Below are 25,554 nucleotides of genomic sequence, written 5' to 3'. Positions count from 1 at the left end.
TGATCAAGCGCGCAGCGAAAGCCGGGCCTCAGCCCGAGCCGGAGCGCCGGGATGGGAACTAGTGCTCGGTCGTTGCAATGCCTTACCCCCACCCCCCGTCAACCGCGAGATATCGCACTGCCCCGGGAGCCCATGCTCCAGACAATCCGGGCTACACGCTGAACACGTCGTCTGATCAGCGCCCACCCCCCACGAGTTGTACCCAGCCATGACGCGACGCTTTCACATTCTTCTAGACACCCGCAAGGGAGCTTTGGCAGGCCTGCTGACTTCCAGCGCCCTGCTTGCCGCATGCGGAGGGGGAGGCGGCGGCTCGTCAGCAGAAACCCCTTCTGTCGCAGGCGCCTCCGCCGGCACGGCAGCTTCGGCCCCCGTGACCGCCGCCGCTGCGGGTACCTCGACCGCCGATGGCGCCGCCTCCGTCGCCGACGCCACCGCGAAGCCTCTGGCCACGACCACGACCACCACCGGCACCGCGCTGGTCGTCCGGGCTCGCGGGGTGCTGGCCGGCAACGTCGGCCCCACCATCGAGATCCGTGTCAACGGCCTGCTCGTGGCAACGACCGAAGTCCGCTCCACCACTCTGCAGGACTACAGCTTCACCGTGGCCGACCTGGGTCCGGGCAGCGCCGTGGACATCGTCTACACCAATGACGCCGTCGTCAGTGGCATCGACCGCAACCTGTGGGTCAATTCAATCACGGTGGGTGGCCAGACCTACGCCTCCACGGGGTCGGGCGTGGTGTTCGACCGCGGCAGCGGCAGCGCCGCCTTTGACGGTGTCGACACCATGCCGGGCCAGGAAGGCTTGTTCTGGAACGGCGCCCTGCGCTTCCAGCTGCCTGGCGGCGCCGTGAGCGCGACGGGGAGCACGGGCGTCTACATCGACGCCTCGGCCGGCAGCGACACCAACCCGGGCACCCAGGCCCTGCCCTGGAAGACCCTGCGCAAGGCGACCGAAGCCCGCCTGACAACCGGCCAGAGCGTATTCCTGCGGTGCGGCCAGGTCTGGCGCGAATCCCTGGCGCTGGACGGCATCCAACTGGCCAACGGGACCAACATCGCCGGCTACGGCACCGAGTGCGCCACGGCCAAGGCGGTCATTTCAGGCGCCGACCTGTTCAACGGCGGCTGGACCAAGTCCGGCAACGTCTGGTCGCGCGCCGTGCCGGCGGGCACCCCCAAGATCCGCCGCCTGTTCATCGATGGCACGTCGCAGGCAACCGCCCGCTGGCCGAACGCCACCTCGACGTCTCAAGGCTATGCGCTGGTCAATTCACTCGGCGGTGGCGCCAAGTGGTCCATCCGCGTTGCCGATGGTGATCTCGCAGCCCTCTCCGGCAAGGACATCGAAGGTGCCACGGTCTACGCACGTACGTCGGCGTGGATGATCGAGTCGCGCCGCATCGCCGGCTACGCGTCCGGCACCCTGACGCTGGCGACCGGTACCGACTACACCATGGACGCCGGCGAAGGCTATGTGCTCGAAGACAAGCTCTGGATGCTGGACGCGCCGGGCGAGTTCTTCCACGACACCGTCAACAACCGCCTCTACGTCTATCCGTCGTCGAGCACGGCCCAGGCAGACCTCAACAGCCGCACCGTTGAAGGCAGCGTGCGCGACATCGCCCTGCGCGTTGCCAACCGCACCACCGTCGGCGTGCGCGACATCGCCGTGCGCATGGCCCGCGTCAAAGGCCTGCTGCTCATGGACGCGAGCGGCGCGTTGGTCGAGCGGATCGAGGCCAGCGGCAACGGCGAGACAGGCGTCTCTGTGGTGCAGGACGAAACCCTGCCCGGCGCGACGATCCGCAGCAGCCGCATCAGCAACAACTTCGTCTACGGCATCGATGCCGTCTTCGGCGGCGCCACCACGATCAGCGACAACAACGTGACTGACACCGGCACCATCAGCTACCCGGGCTGGTCGCATGCGGCCATTGAAGGCGGCAAGGGGGCAAAGATCCTCAACAACATCGTCGACGGTACGGCCTACCACGGCATCCGCTTCTCCGGAACAGGCGGCAGCACCGTCATGAACAACGCGGTGACACGCTACTGCGTGCGCCTGTCGGACTGCGCCGCCATCTATACCTGGAACGGCCCCAAGCTGACGGGCTCGACCCAACTCGCCACGGTCGAGCTTAACCAGGTCCAGGGCGGCAGGCCGAACGCCGAAGGCGCTGTTGGCCCCGGCATCGACGTCGTCGGCGGCATCTTCCTGGACGACTTCTCGCACGGGGTGACGGTGCGCAACAACGTGGTCCGCGACGTGCCCTTCGGCCTGGTGCTGCGCAACGGCTCGAACAATGTCTTCGAGTCGAACCGGGTGTGGCTCCCGACACGGGCTGCGATCACGGCAAGCAACGACCAGACCGATCGCGACTATCTGGTCGGCAACATCTGGCGCAACAACCAGTTCGTGCCGGTCAAGTCGGCGGTGAACCAGTTCCCAGCGCTGCCGACCTTCAGCGAGTCGTACCCCATCTGGTTCTTCAACAATTTCGGTGCCGCCTCGTCGATCAGTTCCGGCAACAACACCTTCACGGGCAACCAGGTGGTGCGTTTCGACGGCAGCGCGGACGGTGTGCACGCCTGGCTGCGTTCGAACACCGAAGACACGCGGATGAGCTCAGCCACCTGGGCCACCTTTAACCGCCTCGACGCGCCGACCGCCACGCCTATGGCGTTTGCTCTGTACCAACTGACTCTCGGCCCCGAGCTCGTGCCCGGCGGCAACTTCGACAGCGGCTTCGGCGCCTGGAACAGCTGGTTCAGCAATGCGGGCAGCGGCGGCAGCGCCAGCGCCTCCTCCGGCGGCGGCTGCGTTGGCACCTGCGTGCAGTTGACGGCTGGCACCAGCAACGACTGGATCGCCAGTCCCGCTTTCGTGATGCGCGCCGGTGCCCCGCACCTGTATGCCTACACCGCGACGTTGGGTGGCGCGGCCACGCTGGGCTGGCCTTACATCAGCCGCAATGCAACACCCTGGGACAACATGGCCACCGCCGGCTACACCTCGTCGGTGGCGCTGAGCGGCAGCGCCGGCCAGGTCATTCGCTACGAAGCCTTCTTCACGCCGAAGTCAAGCGACCTGGCGCGTGTGAACCTGCAGGTCAAGACGCCCGGCGTTTCCGTGCGGTTCGACTCGGTGTCGGTCCGCGAGATCACCGGCTTCTCGTTCTCCACCACCGCCGACTGGGCCGCAGTCGCCACCGCGCCGGTAGGCCAGAGCAGCACGGTCACTTGCGCCTCGCTGGGCTGGCCGGCCGGCTGCAGCGCAACCACCATCGACGGTGTTCCGGTGACGCTGCCCCAGACGCTGACCGCCGGCAGCTCGCAGCTGTACCTGCGCGCCGACTCGAGCTGGCGCCGCTGAGCCTCCCGTCTCCACCCCTCAAGGCACCTTCGGGTGCCTTTCCCTTTGCTGTCTCGGTGTCGGGCTTGGGTGCGCGTTTTATCGGGGTTGCAAGGCGTCGCCGACAACGCCGGCTCCACTGCACGACCGGCATCTCCCGCAACCCTCCGCATGTCCCTGCGCCGCCCTCTCGCCGCCCTCTGATCCGCCCCCTGCTCGGCGTGGTGCTGGCCTACGCGCCCGCCCTGGCGGCGGACGCGCCCCGCCTACAGTCGCTGGGCCGGGAGCCGCGTGCGGCCCAGCCGCTCCAGTGCTTCAAAATGCGCTGCTCCGGGTGAGCAGGGCAGCGTATAGCTGCCTTTGCCCGACGGCAAAAATCGCATCTGGTTTTCTCCGCTACTCCCTTCCAGCTTCGCTGACACAAAGCGGGCGCGCGGTCGATTGCTCTACTGCGAATCGGCCATGGCAGCCGGGCGGCTCGTCGAAAAGCCGCCGGCCAGTTCAAGCAGCTCGCGGTACTGCGCCAGGATGTCCGGCCACTGGAACGCCTGCTGATGGCGGTCCAGGCTGGCCTGGCGCATGGCCTGCAGCCGCTCGGGTGCGTCCAGCAGCGCGTCGAACTGCGCCGCCAGCGCCGCCTCGTCGCCAAAGTAGGCGGCCTGCGGACCGGCCACCCAGCGGTTGAACGGGTTGTCGTGCGCCACCACGGCATTGCCCGCCCCCAGCGCCTCCACCAGCGACGGGTTGGTGCCGCCCACCTGGTGACCGTGCACGTAGAGCGCGCTGTGCAGGCGCAGCGCCGCCACAACCTGCCGGTCGTAGATGGCGCCGAGGAACAGCACCTCGTCGCTCGCGCTGCGCCGCACCGCCTCGTGGTATGGGTTGGCCGCCGAGTAGTTGCCTAACACAGCCAGCTGCCGGCCGCGACGGCGGCGCGAGAACGCCCGCACGATCTCCAGCAGCGAGTTCTCGGGCTCCGGCCGTGCAATCACGCTGGCGTACTCGCCTGGCCGCAGGCCCAGCGCCTGCACCGGTGCCGCGTCGGCCTGCGCCACGCGGTCTGCGCCGTAGGCAATGGTGTGGATCTTGCGCGGCGATGCCCGCGTGGCCAGGTGGCGCGCAATCTCCGGGTGGTCGGCCACCAGGTAGTGGCCGAGCCACGCGCCCGCGCGCTCATTGAGCCAGAACCACGTCTTGGCCGCCGGTCCCCACTTGGCACGGCTCCACTCGATGCCGTCCATGTTGATGACCGTCGTCACGCCGCGCAGCCGCAGCGCCGCGACGAATGCCGCCGTGTTGTAGCCCAGCACGAGGCAGAGGTCCGGGTGCCTGGCCGCGTGAAGGGTGGAGCGCCAATCGAAGCGGATGGTGCTGCCGGGGCCATCGCCCGGCACGGCGATGTTGACCCGCTCGACGCCCCGCCATTCGTCGTCGGGCAGCGCCTCCCTGCCCTCCTGCTGGCAGTAGACGATGACGCGCCAGCCGCGCTGCACGAGGTCCAACGCCAGCCGCTCGGCGAAGGTCTCGAAGCCGCCGTGCGCAGCGGGCACGCCGCGGATGCCGAGGATGCGTAGGGTGGGAGTGGGCTTGTTCATGCCTGGTTGTGACGGGTCAGCGTTTGCTTGAAGACGCGGGCCATGCGCTCGGCATAAGCGGCGACGGAGAACAGCGACGCCTGGCGTTCGCGGCCTGCCGCACCCATGCTCTGCCGCAGCGCCGGATCGGCGCTCAGGCGCTGCATGGCCTGGGCCAGGGCCTCGGCGTCGCGGGGGGTGAAGAGCAGGCCGGTGCGCCCGTCGTCCACGATCTCCACCAGGCCGCCATGGGCGGCGGCGATGACCGGCCGGGCATGGGCCATGGCCTCGATGGCGACGCGGCCGAAGGGCTCGGGCTCGAGGCTGGGCACGAGCACGACGTCTGCGGCCTGCCAGATGCTGTCGATATCGTCGCGAAAGGGCAGGCGCTGGATGGCGTTGCGACAGGGTGAGGCCGCCAGCCGTGCCGTCAGTTCGGCCTCGAAGTGCTCCTGGCCGGCGAAGGAAGAACCGACGATCAACAACCGGTGACGGCCCGGCGCGCGCGCCTGCAGCCGCTCAAAGGCCTCGACGGCGAGCAACTGGCCCTTCCAGGCATTGAGCCGACCGACGAAGCAGAAGACGAGATCCTGCGGGCCATAGCCCAGGGCTCTGCGTTCCTGCTCCCGGCCCTGCGTCGACACCGACAGCTCCACGCCGTTCCAGACCACATCGCAGCGCTTCTTCAGCCCCGGGCCGGCGATCCACGCGCGCGTCTGGCCGGAGTTGCAGACCAGCCGCGTGCCCAGCCACAGGGCCAGGGCGCGAAAGCCCCAGGTCATCAGGCGCGAGTTGGCGACGATCTCGCGCACATGCCACACATGAGGCAGACCGGCGCGCCGCGCCAGCAGGGCGCCGCCGAGCACGGCCATGGTGTTGGAGTAGACGAGGTCGAAGGGCCGGTCCCCCGCCAGCGCCTGCAGTGCCGGCAGGCTGCGCCGGGTGCTGCGCCAGACGGCCAGCAGGCCCGCGGGCTTGAGCATGTCGCGCTTGACCTTGCAGACGTCCATCGCCGCCACCCGCGCGCCAGCGGCCCTCAGCAGCGGAACGAGGGGGCCATCCTCGGGCAGGGCCACCGTGAACTCGAACTCCTCGCGTCGGGCCTGCACGAGGTCCAGCAGGGATTTGTCCGAGCCATACAGCTCGGCCGAGGAGTGGACCACGAGCACATGGGGCCGATGCGGTGCGATGCTCATGCGCGGGCTCCGGCGAGCGCCGCCTCGACCGCGTCGTTGACGCCGGCCGGCGTGAACTGCGCCCGCGCCGCCACGCGGGCCGGATCCGGCGGGGCGGGGAATTGCAGCGCCGCCAGGATTTCATCGGCAAAGGCGGCCGGCGTCTCGGCGATGCGAAGCAAGCTCGCAAAGCTTTCCGGCAGGCCGCTCAGGCCTTGGGCTCGGCTGACGATGGGGGCATCTGTCATCAACATGTCCAGGGTTTTTAATTGCACGCCGCTGCCGGTCGCGACAGGGTTCACCAGCACGCGCGCTCCGAACAGCCAAGGCTGTACGTCGGGCTGGTCAGCCCGCAGCCGCACGCCGGGTTGGGCTTGCAGCTCCTGCGCCAGCTCGGGTGTGGGACGCGAGCCCACCACCGTCAGGCAGGTCTCTGGCCGGCGCACCCGCAACAGCGGCAACACCTCGGCGATCAGCCAGCGCAGGCCCCGGACGTTGTTGGGCGTGCGCAGGTTGCCGAGGAAGAGCACCTCACTGGGCTCCAGCCGCTCCGGCCGCTCGCGGAAAGCCTGCTCGGGCACGGGCGGCAACCAGCTGCCCCGCACGCCACGGGCGGCCCAGAAGGCGCGGTCCTCCTGGGAGATGTCGAAGACGTGGTGCGCGCCGCGCATCAGCTCGAGCTCATAACGCTCCAACCCGATGCAGGCCAGGCGCCAGGCGATGCGGTCGCGCCAATGCCCCGCGGCGCGGGCCTGGCCGCGCAGATAGCGGTGCTCGACGTTGTGCGAGCGATAGAGGTAGGGCACGGACAGCCGGTCTGCGGTGCGCTTGACCATTTCGCCGAACCATGGTCCCTCAAGCAGCAACACCTCGGGCGAGAAGGACTGCAGCGCGGCATCCAGCGCGGCCCGCTCGTCGCCCTCGGGGACTCGGGTCGCAGCGTGCCAGGGCAGCCAGGGCGAAGCCGCGAGCTGCCTCAGGGTCCGCCATGGCCCGCGTTTGATCGGGAAGGCGAAACGCCGCGCCAGGTGGGCATCCATGGCGGTGAGGTCCTGCGGCTTGGGCGCGAGCGGCCCCGCGGGCTCGTACAGATGCACGAGCATCAGCTCATGGCCGCCGCCGCGCAGGGCGAGCAGCCTGCGCCACACGTCGGCGCGTCCGCCGCGGTCGGGCGGGAACGGGCAGTCTGGAGCGAATACGGCGATCCGCACGGCCTACTCCCCGCTGCGCGCGTCGACCCGCATCACCAGTACGCCCCGCCTTCGACGACGCGGAAGTCCTTGGGCCGGTCTTCCTCGGCCGGGTAGACCCAGTGTTCGTTGAAGTGGCGCGCGATCTCGTCGTGGCCGGTTTCCCAGCGCTTGCCCTTGATGCCGAACAGCAGCTGCGTCTGGCCGCCCAGGTGAACACCCTTCTTGCCGAGGCGCTTGGCATGGGCGGCCAGCGGCAGGCCGTAGGCGCCGCAACCGATGATCGCCACGTCGAAGTCGGTAGCCGTCATCTGCGCCTTCATGTGGTCGAGCGCGTCGAACCAGGTCTCGAACTCCGTCTTCGTGTTGGCGATGGACTGCACCGCCTTGATCGTCTGCAGCTCGAATTCGGGCAGCACGTCGGGGTTGCTGAACAGCTTCGCGCGGCGCTTGAACTGGCTCGCGATGGTTTCGGCAAACGGATGCACCACCAGCACGCGCTGCCCCGCCAGCACGCGACTCCACGGCTTGTCATGCATGTAGGGCTCGAGGTCGCGGAAGCGCACCTTGCGCGCCGGCGCAAGCAGGTCGCGGAACACCACTTCCTGCTTGCACCAGGTGCCCAGCACGTCCACGTCCTTCAAGTCTTCGCACATCATCTCGACGAAGCGGCGCCCAAGCGGCACGCTGGCCGGGAAAAAACCAGACAGCGCGCAAAGCCCGCGGATCAGCCCCTGGTGCATGCCGATGTCGCGCACCAGGTCGTCGCCAGCCGCCAGCTTGAAGGCGTTGCCCAAGGTCAGCTCGGTGCTGGTCGCGGCCATGCAGTTGAGCTCCGATGCGCCGATGCGGCAGATCATGCTGGGCTTGGCGGCGGCCAGCTCGTCATGGATCAGGTCTGACGCCGACTGCCCGTAGGCCACGCCGGGAAAGCGTCCTGGGTCCCACGCAGCCAGCGTCAGATCAGTGCACGCCGGGTAGAAGGAGCTCTCCAGGCCCCGGCGTTTGCGCATCTGGCGGCCCGTGACCCGCAGCAGCTGCACGACGCGCGCGGCGATAGGGTGGTGGTCTGAATCGGCTCTCATCGGGTCGGTCGGAAGTGGATAGGGGCTGCGCCGGGCGCAGCATTCGATCGAAGATCCATCGCAGATCAGTCGCAAACGGTCACAGCGGCATACGTCGCCACAGCGGGTGCTTCGGTGCAGCGAGCTGCATCTCTGTCCGGAGCCGCCGTGCCGCTGCGCAGCACCCGCAACGGGCGTGCCGCCAACGACGGGGCACCGCGCCGCGCGCCCGCCCGGCCAGCATCGTCGACGGTAGCCAGCTGGTAGTTGCCGCTGCGCTCGAGGTTGTCATTCCAGTCGTTGGGCCGCTCGGCCATCGCGCCCAGCTTCTTTGCGTCGGCCGCGTCAATCTTCGGTTTTCCGCGCACCGCGACGATGTTGCCGACGACGCTGTTGCCGTACGCGTTGTGCAGGTAGATGCCCTGGTTCGCATCGACGATCACGTTGCGTTCGACGTGCACGTCGTTGGCGAACTCATCGAGGTAAATGCCGACGAAGTAGTCGTTCACGCCCAGCTTCACAGAGGTGTCGCCAGCCACGCCCACGATGACGTTGCCGCTGATCTCCGAAGGCGGGCGTCGGTCGTCAACATTGCGGCGCCAGGTGTAGATGGCCGCGCAGTCGCTCAGGCGCAGGCAGCTGCGGAGGACCTGGTTGTTGCGCACCTGCGCGGCGGCGGCGATGCGGATGCCGTGGTAGGCCGAACGGTCGACTTCGTTGTCTTCTATTACCGCGGCGTCGGTGCGGTGGGCGTTGATCGCCGCCAGCACCGAGCGCGGGCCGCCGCTGACGTACATGCCGGCGCCCGTCACGGTGTTGCCGCGCACTTCGGCACGGCGCACCTCGGCGAAGAACACCGCGTCCTGAGCGACGTCCTCGATCCGGTTGCGTTGCACCAGCGCCTGCCGCGCGCCAGCCACCGCGATGCCATTGCCGTAGGCGCGCCGGATGGTCACGTCCTCGATCGTGACCACCCCATCCAGCCGGACGTTGATCGCGTCTCCCCCAGCGGCATCGAAGACCAGTCCGCGCACCGTCAGGGAACCACGTCCGCCGACCACCGCCAGCAGCGGTGCGCCCGTCACGGCGGACAGCCGTGCATCCGGCGCGGTCTGCACCGTCAGTTGCTGGCTGCTGGCGTCCCACACCCAGCCGCGCCCGCCTTTGAGCATCCAGCGCTTGCCCGTGAGGACCAGCCCGGTACGCGGTCGCAGCGCGTATTCCAGCGGCTTATCGAGTTGCCCGTCGTCGCTGAGCACGGCCCGCTCCTCGATGTACCACTCCTCGGTGCGCGCCAGCAGCCGGGCGCCGGCCAGCGGCTTGCCGGCAAGTGCGGCCAGCGTCGGCAGCCGGCGTTTGTCGCTGGCGTCCGTGTTGTCCGGCACGAGCAGAGGCCCGGCCGCCGGGAATCGGCCCACCGTCAACGGTTCGTCGTTGGCAAACACCTGTACCACCGGCGTCGGCATCGCCAGTTCAAGCAGGCCGTCGCGGTTCGGCGCCGGCAGTGGCTGGCGCGGGTCGAGCACCGGCTCGCGACCAGGTTGGCAATCCCCGTAGCTGCCGATGAGCAGCTCACCGCCGCTGCGGTCATCCAGCGTCAGCCGCAGGGGGCCGGTGTAGCGCTCGCCGCAGTGCAGCAGCACACGATCGCCGTGATGCAGCCGCAACTGCTCAAGGCGGCGCAGGCTCGCGAACGGCCCCCGGCGGTCGCCGGCGGTCGCCTGGGCCAAGCCGTCATAGCGGTCATCGCCGTTGGCCGGAGACACGTGATAGTCGGTCGCCAGCGCGGGCGCCGAAAACAGGTTGAGCCCCAGTGCAAGTAGGAAACCGGGCGACCAGAAGGGCATGGACGACCTCAGCCCCACTCCCCGAGCGCTCGCGCCGCGAGCCTTGTTACCTCGATTCATGCGATCTCCTGGCCGCGCAGGCGGCGCAGTTTCAGTTCCACCCGCAGCAGCAGATGGCCCAGCAGCCAGCGCCAGCGCGGGCTGCAGTGGAGGGCGCGCACGCGGTCGCGCTCGATCTCGCTCTTCTGCGCTGCGGCCACATGGGCGCCGGCATCGTGGAACAGGGCCACGTCGCGCGGCACGTAGCGCAGGCCGGCGCCAGTGGCGACGACCTTGAGCAGCCAGTCGAAGTCGGCATTCCAGCGGTAGGCCAGGTCGAAGGGAGCAACCTCCGTGAAGAAGCGGCGGCGTGCGATCAGGGCCTGGTGGCAGAGGTCGCCGTAGACGAGATTGCCGGCGGTGACCCAGTCGAAGCGCTTGCGGCGCTTGCCGCTCTCGCCGAAGTAGACGACGTCGCCGTAGACCACGCCGTCGCCGGGCTGGGCCGCGGCCACCAGATCGGCCAGGGCGCTCGCATCGGCCAGCCGGTCGCCGGCGTTGAGAAAGTAGACCCACTCGCCGCGCGCCAGGCCGACGGCCTTGTTCATGGCGTCGTAGATGCCACGGTCGGGCTCGCTGATGAAGGCATCGGGCGACTGCGCCGCGCACCATTCGGCGCTGCCGTCCTTGGACGCACCGTCCACGACCACCCACTCATAGTCCACGCCGCGCTGAGCGCGCAGCGAGGCCAGCGTCTCGGGCAGCACCGCCATCGCATTGAAGCTGACGGTGATGACGGAGACCTGGGGCGCGGGCCTGTTGGCGTTGTTCATGCCGCTCATGCGTGCAAACCTCGTGACGGCAGACGGCGATATAGATCCAAAAGTTCGTGCATGCGCCGGGTCACGTCGGCGGACTCGCCACCGTGGCCGCCCGGCAAGGGCTCGACCGAAGCCAGCAGTCCCTGGACGAGAGCGGGCAGATCGGCGAACAGCCGCAGCTGGCCTGTGGCGCCGTATCGAGCGAGTTCCGGCGTACCGCCCCGCTCCAGAGCAAAGCAGGGCTGGCCAGAACGGAGCGCTTCGAGAACGACCGTGCTGCACGCCTCTTCGCACAGCGAGGGCACTACGACGGCGGACGCCAGCGCCAGATCGGACAGCACCTGCTTCATCGGCGTGTAGCCATGCCAGTGCACTTGCGCGCCGCACAGCGATTTCACTTCGTCGCGCCGGGGACCGTCGCCGTAGAGGTGCAGGGTCCACCCCGCCGGCAGGACCGGCGCTAGCAAACGGGTCAGGTCGACGATGCCCTTGGCGCCATCCAGGCGCCCGGCGACATGCAGGCGCACGCCCTCCCCGGCCCTGCGCGATTGCTGCGGCAGCCGCGACTCCTCGACGAAGTTGTGAATGACGTGCGCGCGACTCATGTCCGCTCCGGGAACGGCACGCACAAAGTTGCGGCGCAGGAAGTCCGACACGAAGACGACCGGATGGCGGGCATAGGCCTGGGCCGTCTCATCGCGGTAGCGACGCACGGCCGCCGCCGAAATCGCGGTGCGCAACGGGCCGGGCCGCGGATGAGCGCACTGGGCGCAGACCCGCGGGTCGACGGCGTTGCAGACCTGGCCCTGGCGGAAGCGCATATGCGTCATGCATTCGCTGCCCTGGTCGTGGCGGGTCTGGATGAAGGGCAGGCCAGGCGGCACATAGGCCGCCACCATGGGGTGGTGGCCGTGGTAGTGCAGCACGTCGAAGCCCGGCGCGTGGGCGACGATGGTCGCGGCGATCTGCCTGGCGAAATACGGTCGCTTCCAGGGGTTGAACAGGCCCATGGGGCCTTCCTTCCAGCCCTTGACGGGGTTGCCGAAGCCGGGGATGAACGGGCCGTTAAAGCCTACCTCGTCCGAGCAGTCGGCATAGGGCAGATCGCTGCGGCCCATCAGGCTCACGTCGTGGCCGGCCGCCAGCAGGGCATTGCCCAGGGCCACCACATGCTTGCCCAGGCCACCCAGCTGCGGGGCGGGGATGTTTTCGCAAATCAGCAGGATCTTCATGCGTTGCTGCTCATGCCCGCGAGGCGGCGCAACCGGCCGACCACCGCGGCGCGGTGCCCGGGCTCGACGACAAAGGCCCAGCCCGTAGCGGCATGCACCAGGGCCACGGCGGCGGAGGCGGCGATCAGGGGCAGCCAACCCTGGCCGGCCCAGCCGCGCAGCGCCCAGCCCGCCACAGCCCCCGGCAGCAGGGCCAGCGTGGGCACCAGCGCGGCCTTCCGCAGCCAGGCACCCAGCGCAAAGGGGAGCGAGCGGCCATGCGCAAAGCCGATGAACGCGCCCCCCAGCAGCAGCGAAGCCGCCACATGCGCCCAGGCCGCGCCGACGATGCCGGCATGGCTGACGCCCAGCGCGATCAGGCCCAGGCCCAGCAGCGCCCGCGTGACGGCGAACAGGCCACTGACGCGCGGATGGCCCAGACCGTCGTTGACGAGGGAAGGCACATGGGTGAGCGAGTCCAGCCACTGCGCAATGGCCATGAGGCTGAGGATGGTGGCGCCGGTGGTGGCGAACCCCGGGCCCATCCAGACGGTCAGGATGGCTGGCGCCAGCAGGGCGAGCAGCAGCGCGAGGGCGCCGTTCAGGAAGCAGAGGTAGCGCGAGGCGCTGAAGTAGGCGGTCTGCAGCTCGCCCATGCGGTTCTGCGCGGCGAGCTGGCTGGCATGCGGGAACATCACCGCGGCCAGGCGGAACAGCAGGGCCATGACGCGATTGACGAGCGTGGTGGGCACCGCGAAGAGCGTCAGCGAGCCGGCGCCGACGACGGCACCGATGATGAGCTTGTCGCCGTGGGCATAGGTCAGCGCGGCGAAGCGGCTCAGGAAGGCGAACGCGCTGAAGGACAGCATGGACCGCCGCGTGTCGCCATCTGGCCGCGCCCAGCGCAGCTGCATGCGCCGCATCAGCCACAGCAGCACGCCCAGGCCCTGGATGACGCTGAGCGCGATGCGCAGCCAGATCAGCTCCACCAGCCCGCCGCCCAGCATGAGCAGGCCCACCGTCAGCAGCGGCAGCAGGATGCCGAAACCGGCCTCCACGCTGCCGGCCAGGTCGTAGCGCGACAGTGCGCCGGGCAGGCTCTGCAGGTAGACCTGCACCTGGCCCATCAGGAAGCCGAGCGCGGCCCATTGCAGGGCCCGGATGGCATCGGCCTGCCGGGCCGGGCTGATCTTGAACACCCCGGTGGCCAGCGGCTGGGCAAAGGCCCACAGCGCCGCGCCGCCCACCAGGCCGATGCCCAGGTAGATGAGCAGGCCGAAGGTGACCGTCTGGTGTACCCGGCGCTGTGCGCCCTGCGCATGGTGCTGCGCCACGAACTTGGTGGACGCGGCCGTCACATTGATGTCGATCAGGGCGAAGTAGCCCATGATGGACGTGACGAGCATCAGCAGGCCGTAGTCCTCCTGGCCGAGGTAGCGCACCGTGATGGGCACCGTCAGCACGGCCAGCACGGCCGGGACGGCGGCGCCCAACAGGTTGAACGCGGCGCCCCGCATCAAACCCACGGGCTTAGCCACGTCGATCCGCCACGGCCACTGCGCAGTAAGGGAGCGCTAGCGCGAGCGCAATCAGCTGCATGGTGCGGTACTCGATCACCGGCGTGCCGAACAGCCAGTTCGGCAACATGAACAGCAAGCCCGCCGCGCCAGCCAGCAGCACGCCGCGCTCGCGGGGCGCGAGGCGCGCATGGTGCCGACTCACGAACCGGAAGGCGCCCACCATCACGATCAACATCGCCACGACACCGATCAGGCCGGTCTTCAAGGCGATGTGCAGCACGCCGCTGTGCATCCAGCCGAAGTCGCCCTGGTGCCAGGCCAGGTCGGAGAAGCGGAAGCCGTCGTAGCGGCCCCAGGCGCCGAGGCCCCACAGCGGGCTCTCGCGCACCGACAGGAAGGCGGCGTAGAGCTCGGCAAATCGGCCCGTGGTGAAGCTGAGGCTGCCGTGCTGGAAGATGTCGGGAAAGGCCCTCTCCAGCAGGCTGCCACCGCTGGCGCCGCCATGCGCCACCGAGGTAGCGCTGCGCTGCACGAGCTTGTAGATGAGCAGCGGCAGGCCGGCGAACACATAGCTGCCGAGCAGCCACACGCGCTGCACCCGGTTGACGTTGAAGGCCAGCAGCAGCAAGGCCAGGCCGAAGCCGGCCCAGCCGGTGCGGCGGTAGGAGAAGACGATGATGAACAGCTCGAGCAGCGCGATGCCGACGTAGAGGCTGCGCATGCCGAGGCCGCGGACCTGGTCGGTCAACAGCCGCCAGACGACGAGGAAGAAGCACGTCGCCGCGAGGAACGAATCATTGATATCGAAGAAGGTCAGCTTGACATTGATGTGCTGGAAATTCGAATAGAAATTGGCCGGGTCACCGCCCAGGGCCACGTAGCGCACCAGGCCCCAGACGCCCCGCAGGGCCACGACGGCGATGAGCAGGTTGACGAGGCGGTCCAGGGCCTTGTCGTCGCCGAAGCAGGTCGTCAGCACATAGAACGCCAGCATCAGGTTGAAGACGTTCAGCAGGCCCGAGGGCGCCAGCAGCTGGAACCAGTAGACGTTGGGCATCGCGAAGAAGACCGCGAGGTTGCCCAGCATCAGCGCACCGAAGATCGCCGCCGGGACTTTCAGGTTGTGCCGGGCCGGTGGCAGGTTGCCGAAGCGGCGCATCACGAAGGCCTGCGCGGCCAGGCCGAACAGCAGCAGGTTGATGGCCGAGAAGAAGAAGGTGCCCGTGCCGCGGGTGTAGAAGTTGGTGCCTGCCGCCGTCTCGACCAGGCCCCAGGAGGCATTGGGGAAGCAGAACAGCGGCAGCAGGTAGACCAGCACCCAGACCGAGGCCGCCCGCGAGCCGACCATGACCCAGGTGGCGATCGCCAGCGGAACGGCCATCGCCATCCCGAAGAAGACGGCGAGGTAGACGTACTGGAAGATGGCGCTCATCGGCTCAGGAAGTCCGCATAGGCCAGGGCAATACCCTCGCGAAGGCCCGTGCGCGCGCGCCAGCCACGGCTGGCCAGCAGGCTGACGTCCATGAGCTTGCGCGGCGTGCCGTCGGGCTTGCTCGTGTCGAACACCAGTTCGCCCTCGAAGCCGACCACCTGCGTGACCAGTTCGGCCAGTTCGCGGATGGTGACGTCGTCGCCCACGCCGATGTTGGTCAGCACGTCTTCCGCACCGGTTTCCATCAGGTGGACGCAGGCGTCGGCGAGGTCGTCGACATAGAGGAACTCGCGCCGCGGCGTGCCGGTGCCCCAGACCACGAACTCCTTGTCGCCGCGCTGCTTGGCCTCGTGGGCCTTGCGGATCAGCGCCGGCAGCACATGGCTGTTGGCGAGGTCGTAGTTGTCGTTGGGGCCGTAGAGGTTGGTCGGCATCGCGCTGACGTACTGCCGGCCGTACTGGCGGTTGTAGCTCTCGCAGAGCTTGATGCCGGCGATCTTGGCGATGGCATAGGGCTCGTTGGTGGGCTCGAGCGGGCCGGTGAGCAGGCTGTCCTCGCACAACGGCTGCGGCGCCAGCTTGGGATAGATGCAGCTCGAGCCGAGGAACATCAACCGCTGCACGCCGGCCAGGTGGGCGCCGTGGATGAGGTTGGCCTCGATCATGAGGTTCTGATAGAGGAACTCGGCGCGGTAGATGTTGTTGGCCTGGATGCCACCAACCTTGGCCGCGGCGATGAAGAGGTAGTCGGGCTTGTGCTGCTGCAGCCAGGCATGAACGGCGCGCTGGTCGAGCAGGTCGAGTTCACTGCGCGGGGCCGTCAAGACCTGGGTATAGCCGCCAGCCCGCAGGCGGCGCACGAGGGCCGAGCCGACCATGCCGCGGTGGCCGGCCACGAAGATCCGGGCGTTCTTGTCCATGAGAGGGCAGCGCTCACTCGTTGTAGTCGTAGGCCTGGAAGCCGGCCATCTTGACGAGGCTGTCGCGGCGGGCGGAGGTGTAGTCAGCCTGCACCATCTCGGCGACGAGTTCCTTCAGCGTCGTCTTGGGCACCCAGCCGAGCTTCTCCTTGGCCTTGGTCGGGTCGCCCAGCAGGGTTTCGACCTCGGTCGGGCGGAAGTAGCGCGGGTCGACCTTGACGATGACGTCGCCGACCTTGCACTTGGCCTTGTCGCCATGCACCGCCTTGACGATGCCGACCTCCTTCTCGCCCTCGCCTTCGAAGGCGATCTCGATGCCGAGCTCCGCACCCGCGAACTCCACGAACTGGCGCACGCTGTACTGCACGCCGGTGGCGATGACGAAGTCCTCGGGCTTGTCCTGCTGCAGCATCATCCACTGCATCTCGACGTAGTCCTTGGCGTGGCCCCAGTCGCGCAGCGCGCTCAGGTTGCCCAGGTACAGGCAGTCCTGCAGGCCCAGCGCGATGCGGGCGATGGCGCGGGTGATCTTGCGGGTGACGAAGGTCTCGCCGCGCAGCGGGCTCTCGTGATTGAAGAGGATGCCGTTGCAGGCGTACATGCCGTAGGCCTCGCGGTAGTTCACCGTGATCCAGTAGGCGTACATCTTGGCCACCGCGTAGGGGCTGCGCGGGTAGAAGGGGGTGGTCTCCTTCTGCGGGATCTCCTGCACCAGGCCGTAGAGCTCGGAGGTGGAGGCCTGGTAGAAGCGGGTCTTCTTGGCCAGGCCCAGGATGCGGATGGCCTCCAGGATGCGCAGCGTGCCGATGCCGTCGGCGTCGGCGGCGTACTCCGGCTGCTCGAAGCTCACAGCCACATGGCTCATCGCACCGAGGTTGTAGATCTCGTCAGGCTGGGTCTCCTGGACGATGCGGATGAGGTTGGTGGAGTCGGTCAGGTCGCCGTAGTGCAACTTGAACCGCTGGTTGTCGATGTGCGGATCCTGGTAGAGGTGGTCCACGCGGTCCGTGTTGAACAGGCTGCTGCGGCGCTTGATGCCGTGCACTTCGTAGCCCTTCGAGAGCAGCAGCTCGGCGAGATAGGCGCCGTCCTGGCCGGTGACGCCCGTGATGAGGGCAACTTTCTTTGAACTGCTCATGATTCTTGAGATGGAGAAAGAAATCAGCCGGCAAACGCGCTGCCGAAAACGCGTAGCCGGGCTGGACGCGTCATGGCCGCACGCATGTCGGCGATGAAGCGGGCCTGGGTCCGGTAGGCCGTCGGGGCATCCGGGTCGATGCTGGACACCCGCACCAGCATGCCGTCGGGGATGACACCGCGTAGTCCGTAGCGGAGCTGCGCGATCTTTTGCTGCTGGCCGGAGACGGCGACATGCTCGCCGACGACGAACCAGAAGGTCACGGGCTCGATGCGCTGCCCGAGCTTGGCCAGCATGTGGCGAACGGGCAGTTGGCTCTGGCCGACATCGATGACGGTGTCGACGTTGGACAGGATCTCGAAGCCCTGTGAGGGATAGCACACGTCCGGGCGGTGCGCCCGCGTCGCGTCGGACTGGTCGCCGCCGTAGGCGACCGACAGCATGATGCGCTCGCCCGACGGGCCAACATAAGTCCGGCTGACCGTCTGGGCGTACAGCGTCTTCAGCAGGGCCTCCACGTCTGGCGAGATGATGGACACCGGCATGCTGGTATCCAGGCGCCAGTCGCCGAACTGGGTGGGAAACACACGGTCGAGGTCGACCTTGCCGATCTGGTCGGCAAGGTGCCGGGTCGGCTTGATGACATGGGCCAGGCCGGAGGCGCAAACCAGCAGCAGCGCCGCGAAGAGCGCACGCAACCTCACGCCCGTCAACATCCCGCTCACGCGACACCCCGCTCCGACTTGAAGAAGACGTTCAGCAGCTTGTCCAGCGACAGCATCAGCAGCAAGGCCACCAGGAAGAGCACCATGCCGGCGAAGCCGTGCACGAAGCCCTGCCCTGCTGCGTCGCCAAAGTAGTAGGTGACGAGCACGAGGATCATCACCCGGCAGATGTTGGCGCAGAAGGCGATAGGGACCAGCATGACGGCCAGGGTCACGTTGCGGGCCGCCGAGCTGTAGCGCATGAGGTTCATGTAGAGCATGCCCAGGGCTTCCAGCGTGAACATGGAGTTCAGCCCGGCGCAGGCGTCGGCCACCATCAGCTGGTACTGCCCCACCGTCAAGGTGACGCCGGAGCGGCCCACCGGATAGCCGGCGGCATACAGCAGATTGCTGGCGACCAGGGAGACGGCCGATTTCAACGGCGCCGTCACGGCGGCCACGAGCGCCTCGGGCAGCGGCACCATGAAGAGCATGAAAAACAGCGGAAACCAGACCAGCCTCAGCCCGCGCCAGCCCTTGAAGAGCAGCACCAGGCCGACCAGCACCCAGATCTGCGAACCGATCGAGAAGATCCAGATGTCCTGCGATCGTCCAAAGGCATAGAGCAGGCTGCCGATCACCATCAGCGCCCCGCCGCTGATCGTTGCCGGGCGCGACTGCAGCCCGGCCAAGGCATGTCGCTGGTTGTAGAGCAGCCACAGGCTGACTGCAAAGATGATGGGCCCATGGCCCTGCTCATCGCTGCGCCAGATGGTCCGGGAGAGTTCGAGGTATTCCGGGACGTAGGCGATGAGCAGGCCCAGCGCGACCAGCACCAGCGCCGGCACATCGACGCCGGCCGGCAGGATGGCGGGGCGCCCGCGGCCGGGCCCGGTCATCGACATCGCGGAATCACCACTCACGACGTGAATTCGTTGACCACCGCGCCGACGAATTGCACGGTGCTGCCGGCAAGGCTGGCCACCAGGTCCTGCAGCGCGACGACCTTGTTCTCGTGCTTGCGTGTCAGCACCAGGGCAGCACCGCATCTGGCGGCCACGACACAGGCGTCAGCTCCGAGCGCGGCGGCGGCGGTGTCGATGACGACATGGTCGAATTTGGAAGCAAGCTCCCGCACCAGCAGGCCAAAGGCCGGACGTTCGATCAGTTCCAGCGGATTGGGCGGGATGGGGCCGCAAGGCAGCACGAACAGGCCTGCCACCCCCTCCACCGGCTGGATCACCTGGTGCTCCGCGCGCCCCGAAAGCAGCGTCGAGAGTCCCGCCGAGTTGCTGACGCCGAACACCTCGTGCTGTCGAGGGCTGCGCAAGTCGGCATCGACCAGCAGCGTTCGGCCACCCAGTTGCGCGAGCGACACGGCGAGATTGGCCGCGAAATAGGTCTTGCCGTCGCCCGATGCCGGGCTGATGACAGCCAACGCCTGCCGCTGGGCGTCCGGCTTGTTCCAGCGCATGGTGACCTGGCTGCGCACGGCCCGGACCGCCTCGGCCTGCACCGAGAAGGGCTGCGTCAGCGTGACGAGTTCGGGACTGGCGTCACGCCGAGCTGCGGTCGCCAGCGGATAGTGGAATTGCTGTGCGAGGGCGTTCAGCACGTCTTCGGGGCTGGCCAGACCCAGCGCGACCGCCGCCTCGCCGAAGCGAACGCCACGCTCGCGCTGGTAGCGCAACACCTGTTCCACCTCGGACGCACTGAGGTTGCGGGCATCCCGGATCAAGTCACCGATGTGGCGGTCTTGCGGTCGGTCGTGCTGATCGGCGGAATTCACGGAAGCGGCTCCAGAGATGGCGACCATGTCAGGCCCCCTTGCCTGCTTCGGGCGCATAGCCGCCGAGCAGACGCTGTTGCATCAGATTCACCCTGGCTGTCTTGCGGAACAGGCGGCGGGCATGCGGCGACGGCAGCACGCCGATGATGGGCAGCGCCACGGCTTGTGCCACATCCTCGATGCTGCGAACACGACGGTCGCGCAACTCCATGCCCATGACCAACCCGATGGCGAGCAGGGTGCCGAGGAAGATGGCCACGGCGATGTTCAGCAGCAGCTTGGGCGAGGCCGGCTCGACCGGCGGAACCGCCTGCGACAGCACGGAGACGTTGCTCTGCGTGGCGAGGCTTTCCAGCGTGGTCTGGTTCAGGCGCTGCATGATCGTGTCGTAGGTGTGCTGGGCGTTCTCCACGTCCCGCTGAAGCACGGCGCCATCGTCACGCACCGCCTTCATCTGCAGGACCTTGGCGCGCTGCGCCTCCAGCGCCGCCTTGATCTCGCCGGCTCTCTGCTGGTTGATGTTGTTGGCGATACCCAGCGACCCTGCCACCTTGACGGTCTCGCTGTCGACGCGCGCCTTCAGCTCGGCCAGGTTGGCGCGGGCCTCGATCACCTGCGGATTCTTCTCGCCCAGTCGCGCAGTCAATTCCTGAAGCTTGGCTTCCTGGCGCGCCTGGTCCGCCTTGAGGCCGGCGATCAGCGGATTGTTGAGCACTTCCTGCATGCGGTCCGCGCCCTTGCCCTTGGCGGCCGTCTGACGGCTGCCCGAGTCGGAGGCCAGGGACTGCAGCGCCACGTACTGCGAGGACAGCTCCGACAGCCGGGCGTTCTCCACGTCCAGGCGTTCGTCGGTCGCGATGATGCCCTTCTCCTTCTGGAATTCGGACAGCTTGGACTGCGCCTTCTCCAGCGCCTCCCGGGCCTCCTTGGCACGCTGGTCGAAGAAGGACGAATAGAGCTTGGCCGGTTCGACGCGCATCTCGACATTGGTCTCGAGATAGGCCTGCACGAAGGCATTGGCCAGGACCGCGGCGAACTGCGGGTCAGGGGCTTTGTAGCTGACCGTGACGACGTTGGACTCCCGCGACGGCTTCACGTCCAGGCTCTTCTGGAACACGGTGGTCGTCAGCCATTGTTCGATGGAGCCGACGCCGTCGGTGGCGTCCTGCCACTGCTCACGGATCTGCGGGTTCTCCGTCAGGCGCAGGTTGCGCACGACCTTGAAGGCGACGCGGTCACTCTGGATCACGTCGATCTGCGTCGCAATGAGGCTCGGGTTGACGCCGCCGGCGTACAACACCGCAGCCAACGGGTCCGGCTTGGTGGAATCGACAACCACCGAAGCGCTGGCCATGTAGGTCTTGCGCATCAGTAGGCTCACCGCAATGGCGAGGACCAGCACGCTGACGAACACGATCAGTGCGACCTTCCAGCGGGCACGCAGGATGGCCAGGAATTGGGCAAAGTTCATCGCAGGTTTCCCGAGAAGATCAGAACAGGCTTTCCTTGACGTACACCACGTCGCCGTCCTTGACGGCGTCGTCCATCCCCGGCTGCACGACCTGCACCTTGCCGTCGGTGGACTTGCGGTGCACGCGGATGCCGCGTTCGGTGCCGCGCTGGGTCAGGCCGCCGCCGGCGGCCAGCACCTGCATCAGCGTCATGCCGCGCTCCAGCCGCACCGGTCCGGGGCGCTGGACTTCGCCGTAGATGTAGACGAGGGGCGCACGGTCCACCCAGAGGACGTCGCCGTTCTGGATCAGCACGTCGTTGGCGCGGTTCTGCTCGGCGCTGAAGACGGTGGGCAGGTCGATCTCCAGGCGGTAGGGCTTGCCGTTGCGGGTGCCGGTCAGCACCAGTTGGTCGCCGCCCGTCGTGGCCACGCCGCCGGCGTTGGCCAGCAGGTCGGTCATGCGCATGTCGGCCGTCTCGATGGGATAACGCCCCGGTCGGTTGACTTGGCCGAGAACGCTGGCCTGGTTGCCCTTGACCTGCAGCAGGGTCAGCGTGACCTGCGGATGCTTGACGAAATTGCCGTTCTTCAGCCCGTCGGCGATGAGCTTCTCGGCGGCACTGACGCCCAGGCCGCCGATGCGGATATTGCCCAGCAGCGGGAAGCTCACGATGCCCGTCTCCGAGATGCGCGTCTCCAGCGTCAGGTCGGGGTTCTGGTAGACGAGGATGCGCACCACGTCGCCTGCGCCGAGGCGGTACTCGGGCGACACGGCGGCATTGCCCGCGGCGGGCGCTGCAGGCTGGGCCTGCAGCCCCACAGCGGCAAGGCCCAGGGTGGCGGCGAGGAGCAGTCGGTGAAGTCGCGTCATCATTTCAGTCCCATGCCCTTGGAAATGGAAGCAGGATCCAGGCCACTGGCCGCCGGAGCGGGAGCAGCGGCAGGCGCCGGCGCGGACGGCGCGGTGGACTCGATGGCGGCCGGCGCGCTGGCAGCACCAGGTGCAGCCTCGGCGAACTTGCCCACGTATTCGATCTTGGAGCTGTCGCGCAGGGCCTTGAGGTCCTTCTGCACGGCCTCGGCCTTGCGCTGGTTCAGCAGGAAGGCCTCGATGGCCGGGCGGGCGCGGGCCTCGTCGACCGGCTGGCTTCGGGAGCCGACGAGGAAGAGCACCGTCAGCCCGTTGGGATTGGGGCTGATGACGGAGTCGCCGTCCTTCATCTTGGCGATGGCGTCGAGGCTGGCCAGGGGCAGCTGCTCGGCGGCGCGCACGGCCTGGTTCCCGGAGAAGCGGAAGTCCGCCGCCTTCAGGGCCTCGGCGAATTCGTTGACGGTCTTGGCAGCGGAGAGCTTGGCGCGGATGGCCTCGAACTGATCGGGCTTCGCCTCGATCTGCAGTTCCTGCAGGCTGTAGATGCGGCGATCCTTGAAGAGGGCCGGCTTCTCGGCGTAGTACTTGGCGATCTCTTCGTTGGTGGGCTTGGAGACCGTCTCGCCGACACGGTCGACGTAGGCGCGGGCGATGATCTCGCGCTTGGCCGCCTCGATCTGCTGCACGACGCGCGGGTCGCGGTCGAGCTTCTGCTCCTGGGCCTTCTGGACCGCCAGCTCCTGGTCGATCAGGCGTTCCAGCACCTGGCGGCTCGCGGCCTCGGCCTGCTCGGGCTTGAGGCCCGGCTGGCGCTGCAGCACGAAGTTGATCTGGTGGACGGTGATCTCTTCCTTGTTGACCTTGGCGGCCGTCTGCGACGCCTTGTCGCCCTTGTCGCCTCCGCAGGCCGCCAACAGTGCCGCCGCGGCGAGCACCGCCAGCAGAGGTGCCCTGGATTTGATCATTCGCATTGCCATTTGTTGGAATTCCTGGTTAGCAGTGGAGGGGGCCGCCGATCGAAGCGGGCCAGTGTACCGGCGGCATATGTCGCTTCCGTGGGCCCCAAGCCCCCATTACTGGGTTCGTGACACGCCCGCGGTTAGAGCAAAAACTCGCGCAAAGTTCCGCGCCCCCCACATTCTTGGGGGGTCTCAGGCACCGGCGAAGGAAGCGCGGCGGGTCAGCGAGTCAGCACTTGATGCCGGCGTGCAAGGCGACGATGCCGGCACTGAGGTTGTGCACGTCGACGTGTCCGAACCCGGCCGACTTCATCATGGCCTTCAAGGTGGCCTGGTCGGGATGCATGCGGATGGACTCGGCCAGGTAGCGGTAGCTGTCGGCGTCACCCGCGAAGAGCGAACCCAGGCGAGGCAGGATGTTGAAGGAGTACCAGTCGTAGGGCTTCCTCAGCGGCTCGGCGATGCGGGAGAACTCCAGCACCAGCAGCCGGCCGCCCGGCTTGAGCACCCGGCACATCTCGGCCAGCGCCAGGTCCTTGTGCGTCATGTTGCGCAGGCCGAAGGCGACGCTCACGAGGTCGAAGCTCTCGCTCTTGAACGGCAGCTTCTCGGCGTCGGCCAGGCTGGTGGGGAGGATCAGCCCTTCGTCCAGCAGGCGGTCGCGCCCCTGGCGCAGCATGGCCTCGTTGATGTCGGTGTGCACCACGACGCCCGTGTCGCCCACCTTGCGGGCGAAGGCCCGGGCCAGGTCACCGGTGCCGCCGGCGATGTCGAGCACACGCTCTCCGGCCTTGAGGTTGGCCACCTGCACGGTGTAGGCCTTCCAGGCCCGATGCAGGCCGGCCGACATCAGGTCGTTCATCAGGTCGTACTTGGACGCGACCGAGTCGAAGACGCCGCGGACCTTGCTCGCCTTCTCGTTCTCGTCGACCTGCTGGAAACCGAAGTGCGTTTGGCTCATGGAAGGCATCTAGTGTGAGTGGCAGGAGCCGCCCGCCTTGACGGGCATGGGATCGTCGCGGCCCTTGCCGGCCGCGGCCAGGCGCGCCTCGTAGTCGCGCCAGAGGGCGTCCTGCTGGCTGCCGAGCTTGTAGAGGTAGTCCCAGGTGAACAGGCCGCTGGCGTGGCCGTCCGAGAACTCCGGGCGCACGGCGTAGTGGCCGACCGGCTCCAGGCCGGTGATGAGGACGTCGCGCTTGCCCGTCTGCAGCACTTCCTGGCCCGGGCCGTGGCCCATGACCTCGGCCGAGGGGCTGTAGACGCGCATCAGCTCGAAGGGGATGCGGAAACGCGCGCCGTCGTCGAAGGCGACTTCCAGCACGCGGGACTGCTGGTGGACGGTGATTTCAGTGGGCAGCGCCATGGCGGGAGTGTCCCTCAGAACGCCTGGTAGGCCGGCAGCCGGCCGTCCTTGGGGCGTACCTGGGTGAAGCGCGCGGCCAGGCGCGACTGCACGCTGATGGGCAGGGGCGCAAAACCGGTGCCCCGGGTCAGGTCATCGCCGTGCATGAAGCACCAATACAGGAACTTCAGGGCGCCGAGGGCCTGGTCCGCCGTGGGCGGCTCGGCGTCGACGAGGACGAAGCTGGTGAGCGTGATGGGCCAGGCATCGTTGCCCGGGCGGTCCAGCAGCGTCGCCAGGTCGTCGCCCTGGCGGTGCATGTCGCTGTCCAGGATGGCCGCGCGAAAGCCCGCCTCGCCGGGCAGCACGAAGCGGCCGGCGGCGTTGCGCAACCTGACGGCCGCCAGCCGGTCGCGCAGCACGCGGTCATGGGACACGTAGGCGATCGCCCCCGGCGTGGCCCGCAGCGCCTGCACCATGCCGTCGTTGCCCTCCGCCTTGAGCGGCTGGCCCGGCCACGCCGGCGCCTGGCCCGCGCCGACCTCGGCCTTGAAGGCCGCCGACGCCCCGGCCAGGTAGCGCGTGAAGCCGTCGGTGGTGCCGGACTTCTCCGCGCGCACGACGCGCCGGATCGGCAGGGCCGGCAGGGCGGCGCCCGGGTTCAGCGCGGCGATGCGGCCGTCGTTCCAGGCCTTGATGCGGCCCAGGAAGATCTCGGCCAGCACCTCGCCGTCCAGCTGCAATGGCGCCGCCAGGCCCGGCAGGTTGACCACGGGCACGACGCCGCCCACCAGCATGGGGATCTGCACCAGGTGCTGGCGCGCCAGCTCGGCCGGCGTCAGCGGCGCGTCCGTGCCGCCGAAATCCACCGTGCGGGCGGCCGCCTGCTTGATGCCGTCGCCCGAGCCGGTGCCCTGGTAGGCCACGGCCGAACCGCCCGCCTTCTCGAAGGCCCGCGCCCAGGTCTCGTAGACCTTGGAGGGAAAGGTGGCCCCACGGCCATGCACGGCCGGCTGGGGTTGGGCGGGGGCGGCGGCGGCGCAGAGCAGCAGCGGGGCCAGGAGGGCGAGAGCCAGGCGCTTGGCGACGGACGGCAGGAACATGGACCGGAAGAGGAGCCTTGGTAAAAACCCGCAATCATGCCCTGTGTCTTCCGACGGTCCGGCGGCGCGGGGGCTCTAATCGTCTGTTTCGACACCGCTCCCCG

Annotated in this window: 21 protein-coding genes; 1 reads left to right on the top strand and 20 read right to left on the bottom strand. The window is 68.2% G+C overall.

What is annotated here, in order from left to right; translation table 11 throughout:
* The first annotated feature begins 373 nt into the window (after positions 1-373).
* A complete protein-coding gene (locus tag LXT12_RS13760) occupies positions 374-3,379 on the top strand; it encodes a carbohydrate-binding domain-containing protein (protein ID WP_349255027.1) in 3,006 nt (1,001 codons plus the stop codon).
* Positions 3,380-3,804: 425 nt separating this feature from the next.
* On the opposite strand, the gene LXT12_RS13755 is transcribed toward LXT12_RS13760, so the two are convergent.
* The 20 genes from LXT12_RS13755 to pstS form a co-directional block, all read right to left on the bottom strand.
* Positions 3,805-4,953, bottom strand: a complete 1,149-nt coding sequence (locus LXT12_RS13755) for a DUF1972 domain-containing protein (protein WP_233392757.1) — start codon at positions 4,951-4,953, stop codon at positions 3,805-3,807.
* The gene (locus LXT12_RS13750; protein WP_233392756.1) at positions 4,950-6,128 is read right to left on the bottom strand and encodes a glycosyltransferase family 4 protein; all 1,179 of its coding nucleotides are present in this window, start codon (positions 6,126-6,128) and stop codon (positions 4,950-4,952) included. The genes LXT12_RS13755 and LXT12_RS13750 overlap by 4 nt, the downstream gene beginning before the upstream one ends.
* Complete coding sequence (locus LXT12_RS27045; protein ID WP_233392755.1) at positions 6,125-7,318, bottom strand: glycosyltransferase; 1,194 nt, start codon at positions 7,316-7,318, stop codon at positions 6,125-6,127. Before LXT12_RS27045 ends, LXT12_RS13750 begins: the two co-directional genes overlap by 4 nt.
* A gap of 32 nt (positions 7,319-7,350) precedes the next feature.
* Entirely contained in the window at positions 7,351-8,382 is a 1,032-nt protein-coding gene (locus LXT12_RS13740; protein ID WP_233392754.1) for a hypothetical protein, read from the bottom strand.
* Positions 8,383-8,447: 65 nt separating this feature from the next.
* Complete coding sequence (locus tag LXT12_RS13735; RefSeq protein WP_233392753.1) at positions 8,448-10,208, bottom strand: right-handed parallel beta-helix repeat-containing protein; 1,761 nt, start codon at positions 10,206-10,208, stop codon at positions 8,448-8,450.
* Between the two features lie 56 nt (positions 10,209-10,264).
* Positions 10,265-11,020 carry a glycosyltransferase family 2 protein gene (locus LXT12_RS13730; protein WP_233392752.1) on the bottom strand — a complete coding sequence of 252 codons (756 nt, stop codon included), beginning with the start codon at positions 11,018-11,020 and terminating at the stop codon, positions 10,265-10,267.
* Positions 11,021-11,025: 5 nt separating this feature from the next.
* Positions 11,026-12,240 carry a glycosyltransferase family 4 protein gene (locus LXT12_RS13725; protein WP_233392751.1) on the bottom strand — a complete coding sequence of 405 codons (1,215 nt, stop codon included), beginning with the start codon at positions 12,238-12,240 and terminating at the stop codon, positions 11,026-11,028.
* The gene (locus LXT12_RS13720) at positions 12,237-13,757 is read right to left on the bottom strand and encodes a lipopolysaccharide biosynthesis protein (RefSeq protein ID WP_233392750.1); all 1,521 of its coding nucleotides are present in this window, start codon (positions 13,755-13,757) and stop codon (positions 12,237-12,239) included. Before LXT12_RS13720 ends, LXT12_RS13725 begins: the two co-directional genes overlap by 4 nt.
* The gene (locus LXT12_RS13715; protein ID WP_233392749.1) at positions 13,750-15,171 is read right to left on the bottom strand and encodes an O-antigen ligase family protein; all 1,422 of its coding nucleotides are present in this window, start codon (positions 15,169-15,171) and stop codon (positions 13,750-13,752) included. The genes LXT12_RS13720 and LXT12_RS13715 overlap by 8 nt, the downstream gene beginning before the upstream one ends.
* A complete protein-coding gene (fcl, locus tag LXT12_RS13710) occupies positions 15,168-16,091 on the bottom strand; it encodes a GDP-L-fucose synthase (protein WP_233392748.1) in 924 nt (307 codons plus the stop codon). Before fcl ends, LXT12_RS13715 begins: the two co-directional genes overlap by 4 nt.
* A 13-nt stretch (positions 16,092-16,104) precedes the next feature.
* Positions 16,105-17,229, bottom strand: coding sequence for a GDP-mannose 4,6-dehydratase (gene gmd / locus LXT12_RS13705; protein WP_233392747.1), 1,125 nt, complete (start codon positions 17,227-17,229; stop codon positions 16,105-16,107).
* Positions 17,230-17,252: 23 nt separating this feature from the next.
* On the bottom strand, positions 17,253-17,945 hold the full coding sequence (epsI, locus tag LXT12_RS13700) for an exosortase-associated protein EpsI, B-type (protein ID WP_233392979.1): 693 nt from the start codon (positions 17,943-17,945) through the stop codon (positions 17,253-17,255).
* 5 nt (positions 17,946-17,950) lie between these two features.
* Entirely contained in the window at positions 17,951-18,856 is a 906-nt protein-coding gene (xrtB, locus tag LXT12_RS13695; RefSeq protein WP_233392746.1) for an exosortase B, read from the bottom strand.
* Positions 18,853-19,722, bottom strand: coding sequence for a polysaccharide biosynthesis tyrosine autokinase (locus tag LXT12_RS13690; RefSeq protein WP_233392745.1), 870 nt, complete (start codon positions 19,720-19,722; stop codon positions 18,853-18,855). Before LXT12_RS13690 ends, xrtB begins: the two co-directional genes overlap by 4 nt.
* A gap of 28 nt (positions 19,723-19,750) precedes the next feature.
* Complete coding sequence (gene epsF, locus LXT12_RS13685) at positions 19,751-21,193, bottom strand: chain length determinant protein EpsF (protein ID WP_233392744.1); 1,443 nt, start codon at positions 21,191-21,193, stop codon at positions 19,751-19,753.
* 19 nt (positions 21,194-21,212) lie between these two features.
* Complete coding sequence (gene epsE, locus LXT12_RS13680; RefSeq protein ID WP_349255026.1) at positions 21,213-22,049, bottom strand: polysaccharide export protein EpsE; 837 nt, start codon at positions 22,047-22,049, stop codon at positions 21,213-21,215.
* Positions 22,046-23,011, bottom strand: coding sequence for an EpsD family peptidyl-prolyl cis-trans isomerase (locus LXT12_RS13675; RefSeq protein ID WP_233392743.1), 966 nt, complete (start codon positions 23,009-23,011; stop codon positions 22,046-22,048). Before LXT12_RS13675 ends, epsE begins: the two co-directional genes overlap by 4 nt.
* A 223-nt stretch (positions 23,012-23,234) precedes the next feature.
* Complete coding sequence (ubiE, locus tag LXT12_RS13670) at positions 23,235-23,966, bottom strand: bifunctional demethylmenaquinone methyltransferase/2-methoxy-6-polyprenyl-1,4-benzoquinol methylase UbiE (RefSeq protein WP_233392742.1); 732 nt, start codon at positions 23,964-23,966, stop codon at positions 23,235-23,237.
* A gap of 9 nt (positions 23,967-23,975) precedes the next feature.
* A complete protein-coding gene (locus LXT12_RS13665; protein ID WP_233392741.1) occupies positions 23,976-24,368 on the bottom strand; it encodes a gamma-butyrobetaine hydroxylase family protein in 393 nt (130 codons plus the stop codon).
* 14 nt (positions 24,369-24,382) lie between these two features.
* Positions 24,383-25,450 (bottom strand): phosphate ABC transporter substrate-binding protein PstS, encoded by a 1,068-nt coding sequence (gene pstS / locus LXT12_RS13660; RefSeq protein ID WP_233392740.1) that lies wholly within the window; start codon positions 25,448-25,450, stop codon positions 24,383-24,385.
* Positions 25,451-25,554: the final 104 nt, after the last annotated feature.

The sequence above is a fragment of the Pelomonas caseinilytica genome (genome assembly GCF_021353235.1).
Lineage (GTDB): Bacteria > Pseudomonadota > Gammaproteobacteria > Burkholderiales > Burkholderiaceae_C > Pelomonas > Pelomonas caseinilytica.
The sequence above is the reverse complement of the archived record's forward strand: the minus strand, read 5'-3'. Positions and strand labels throughout refer to the sequence as shown.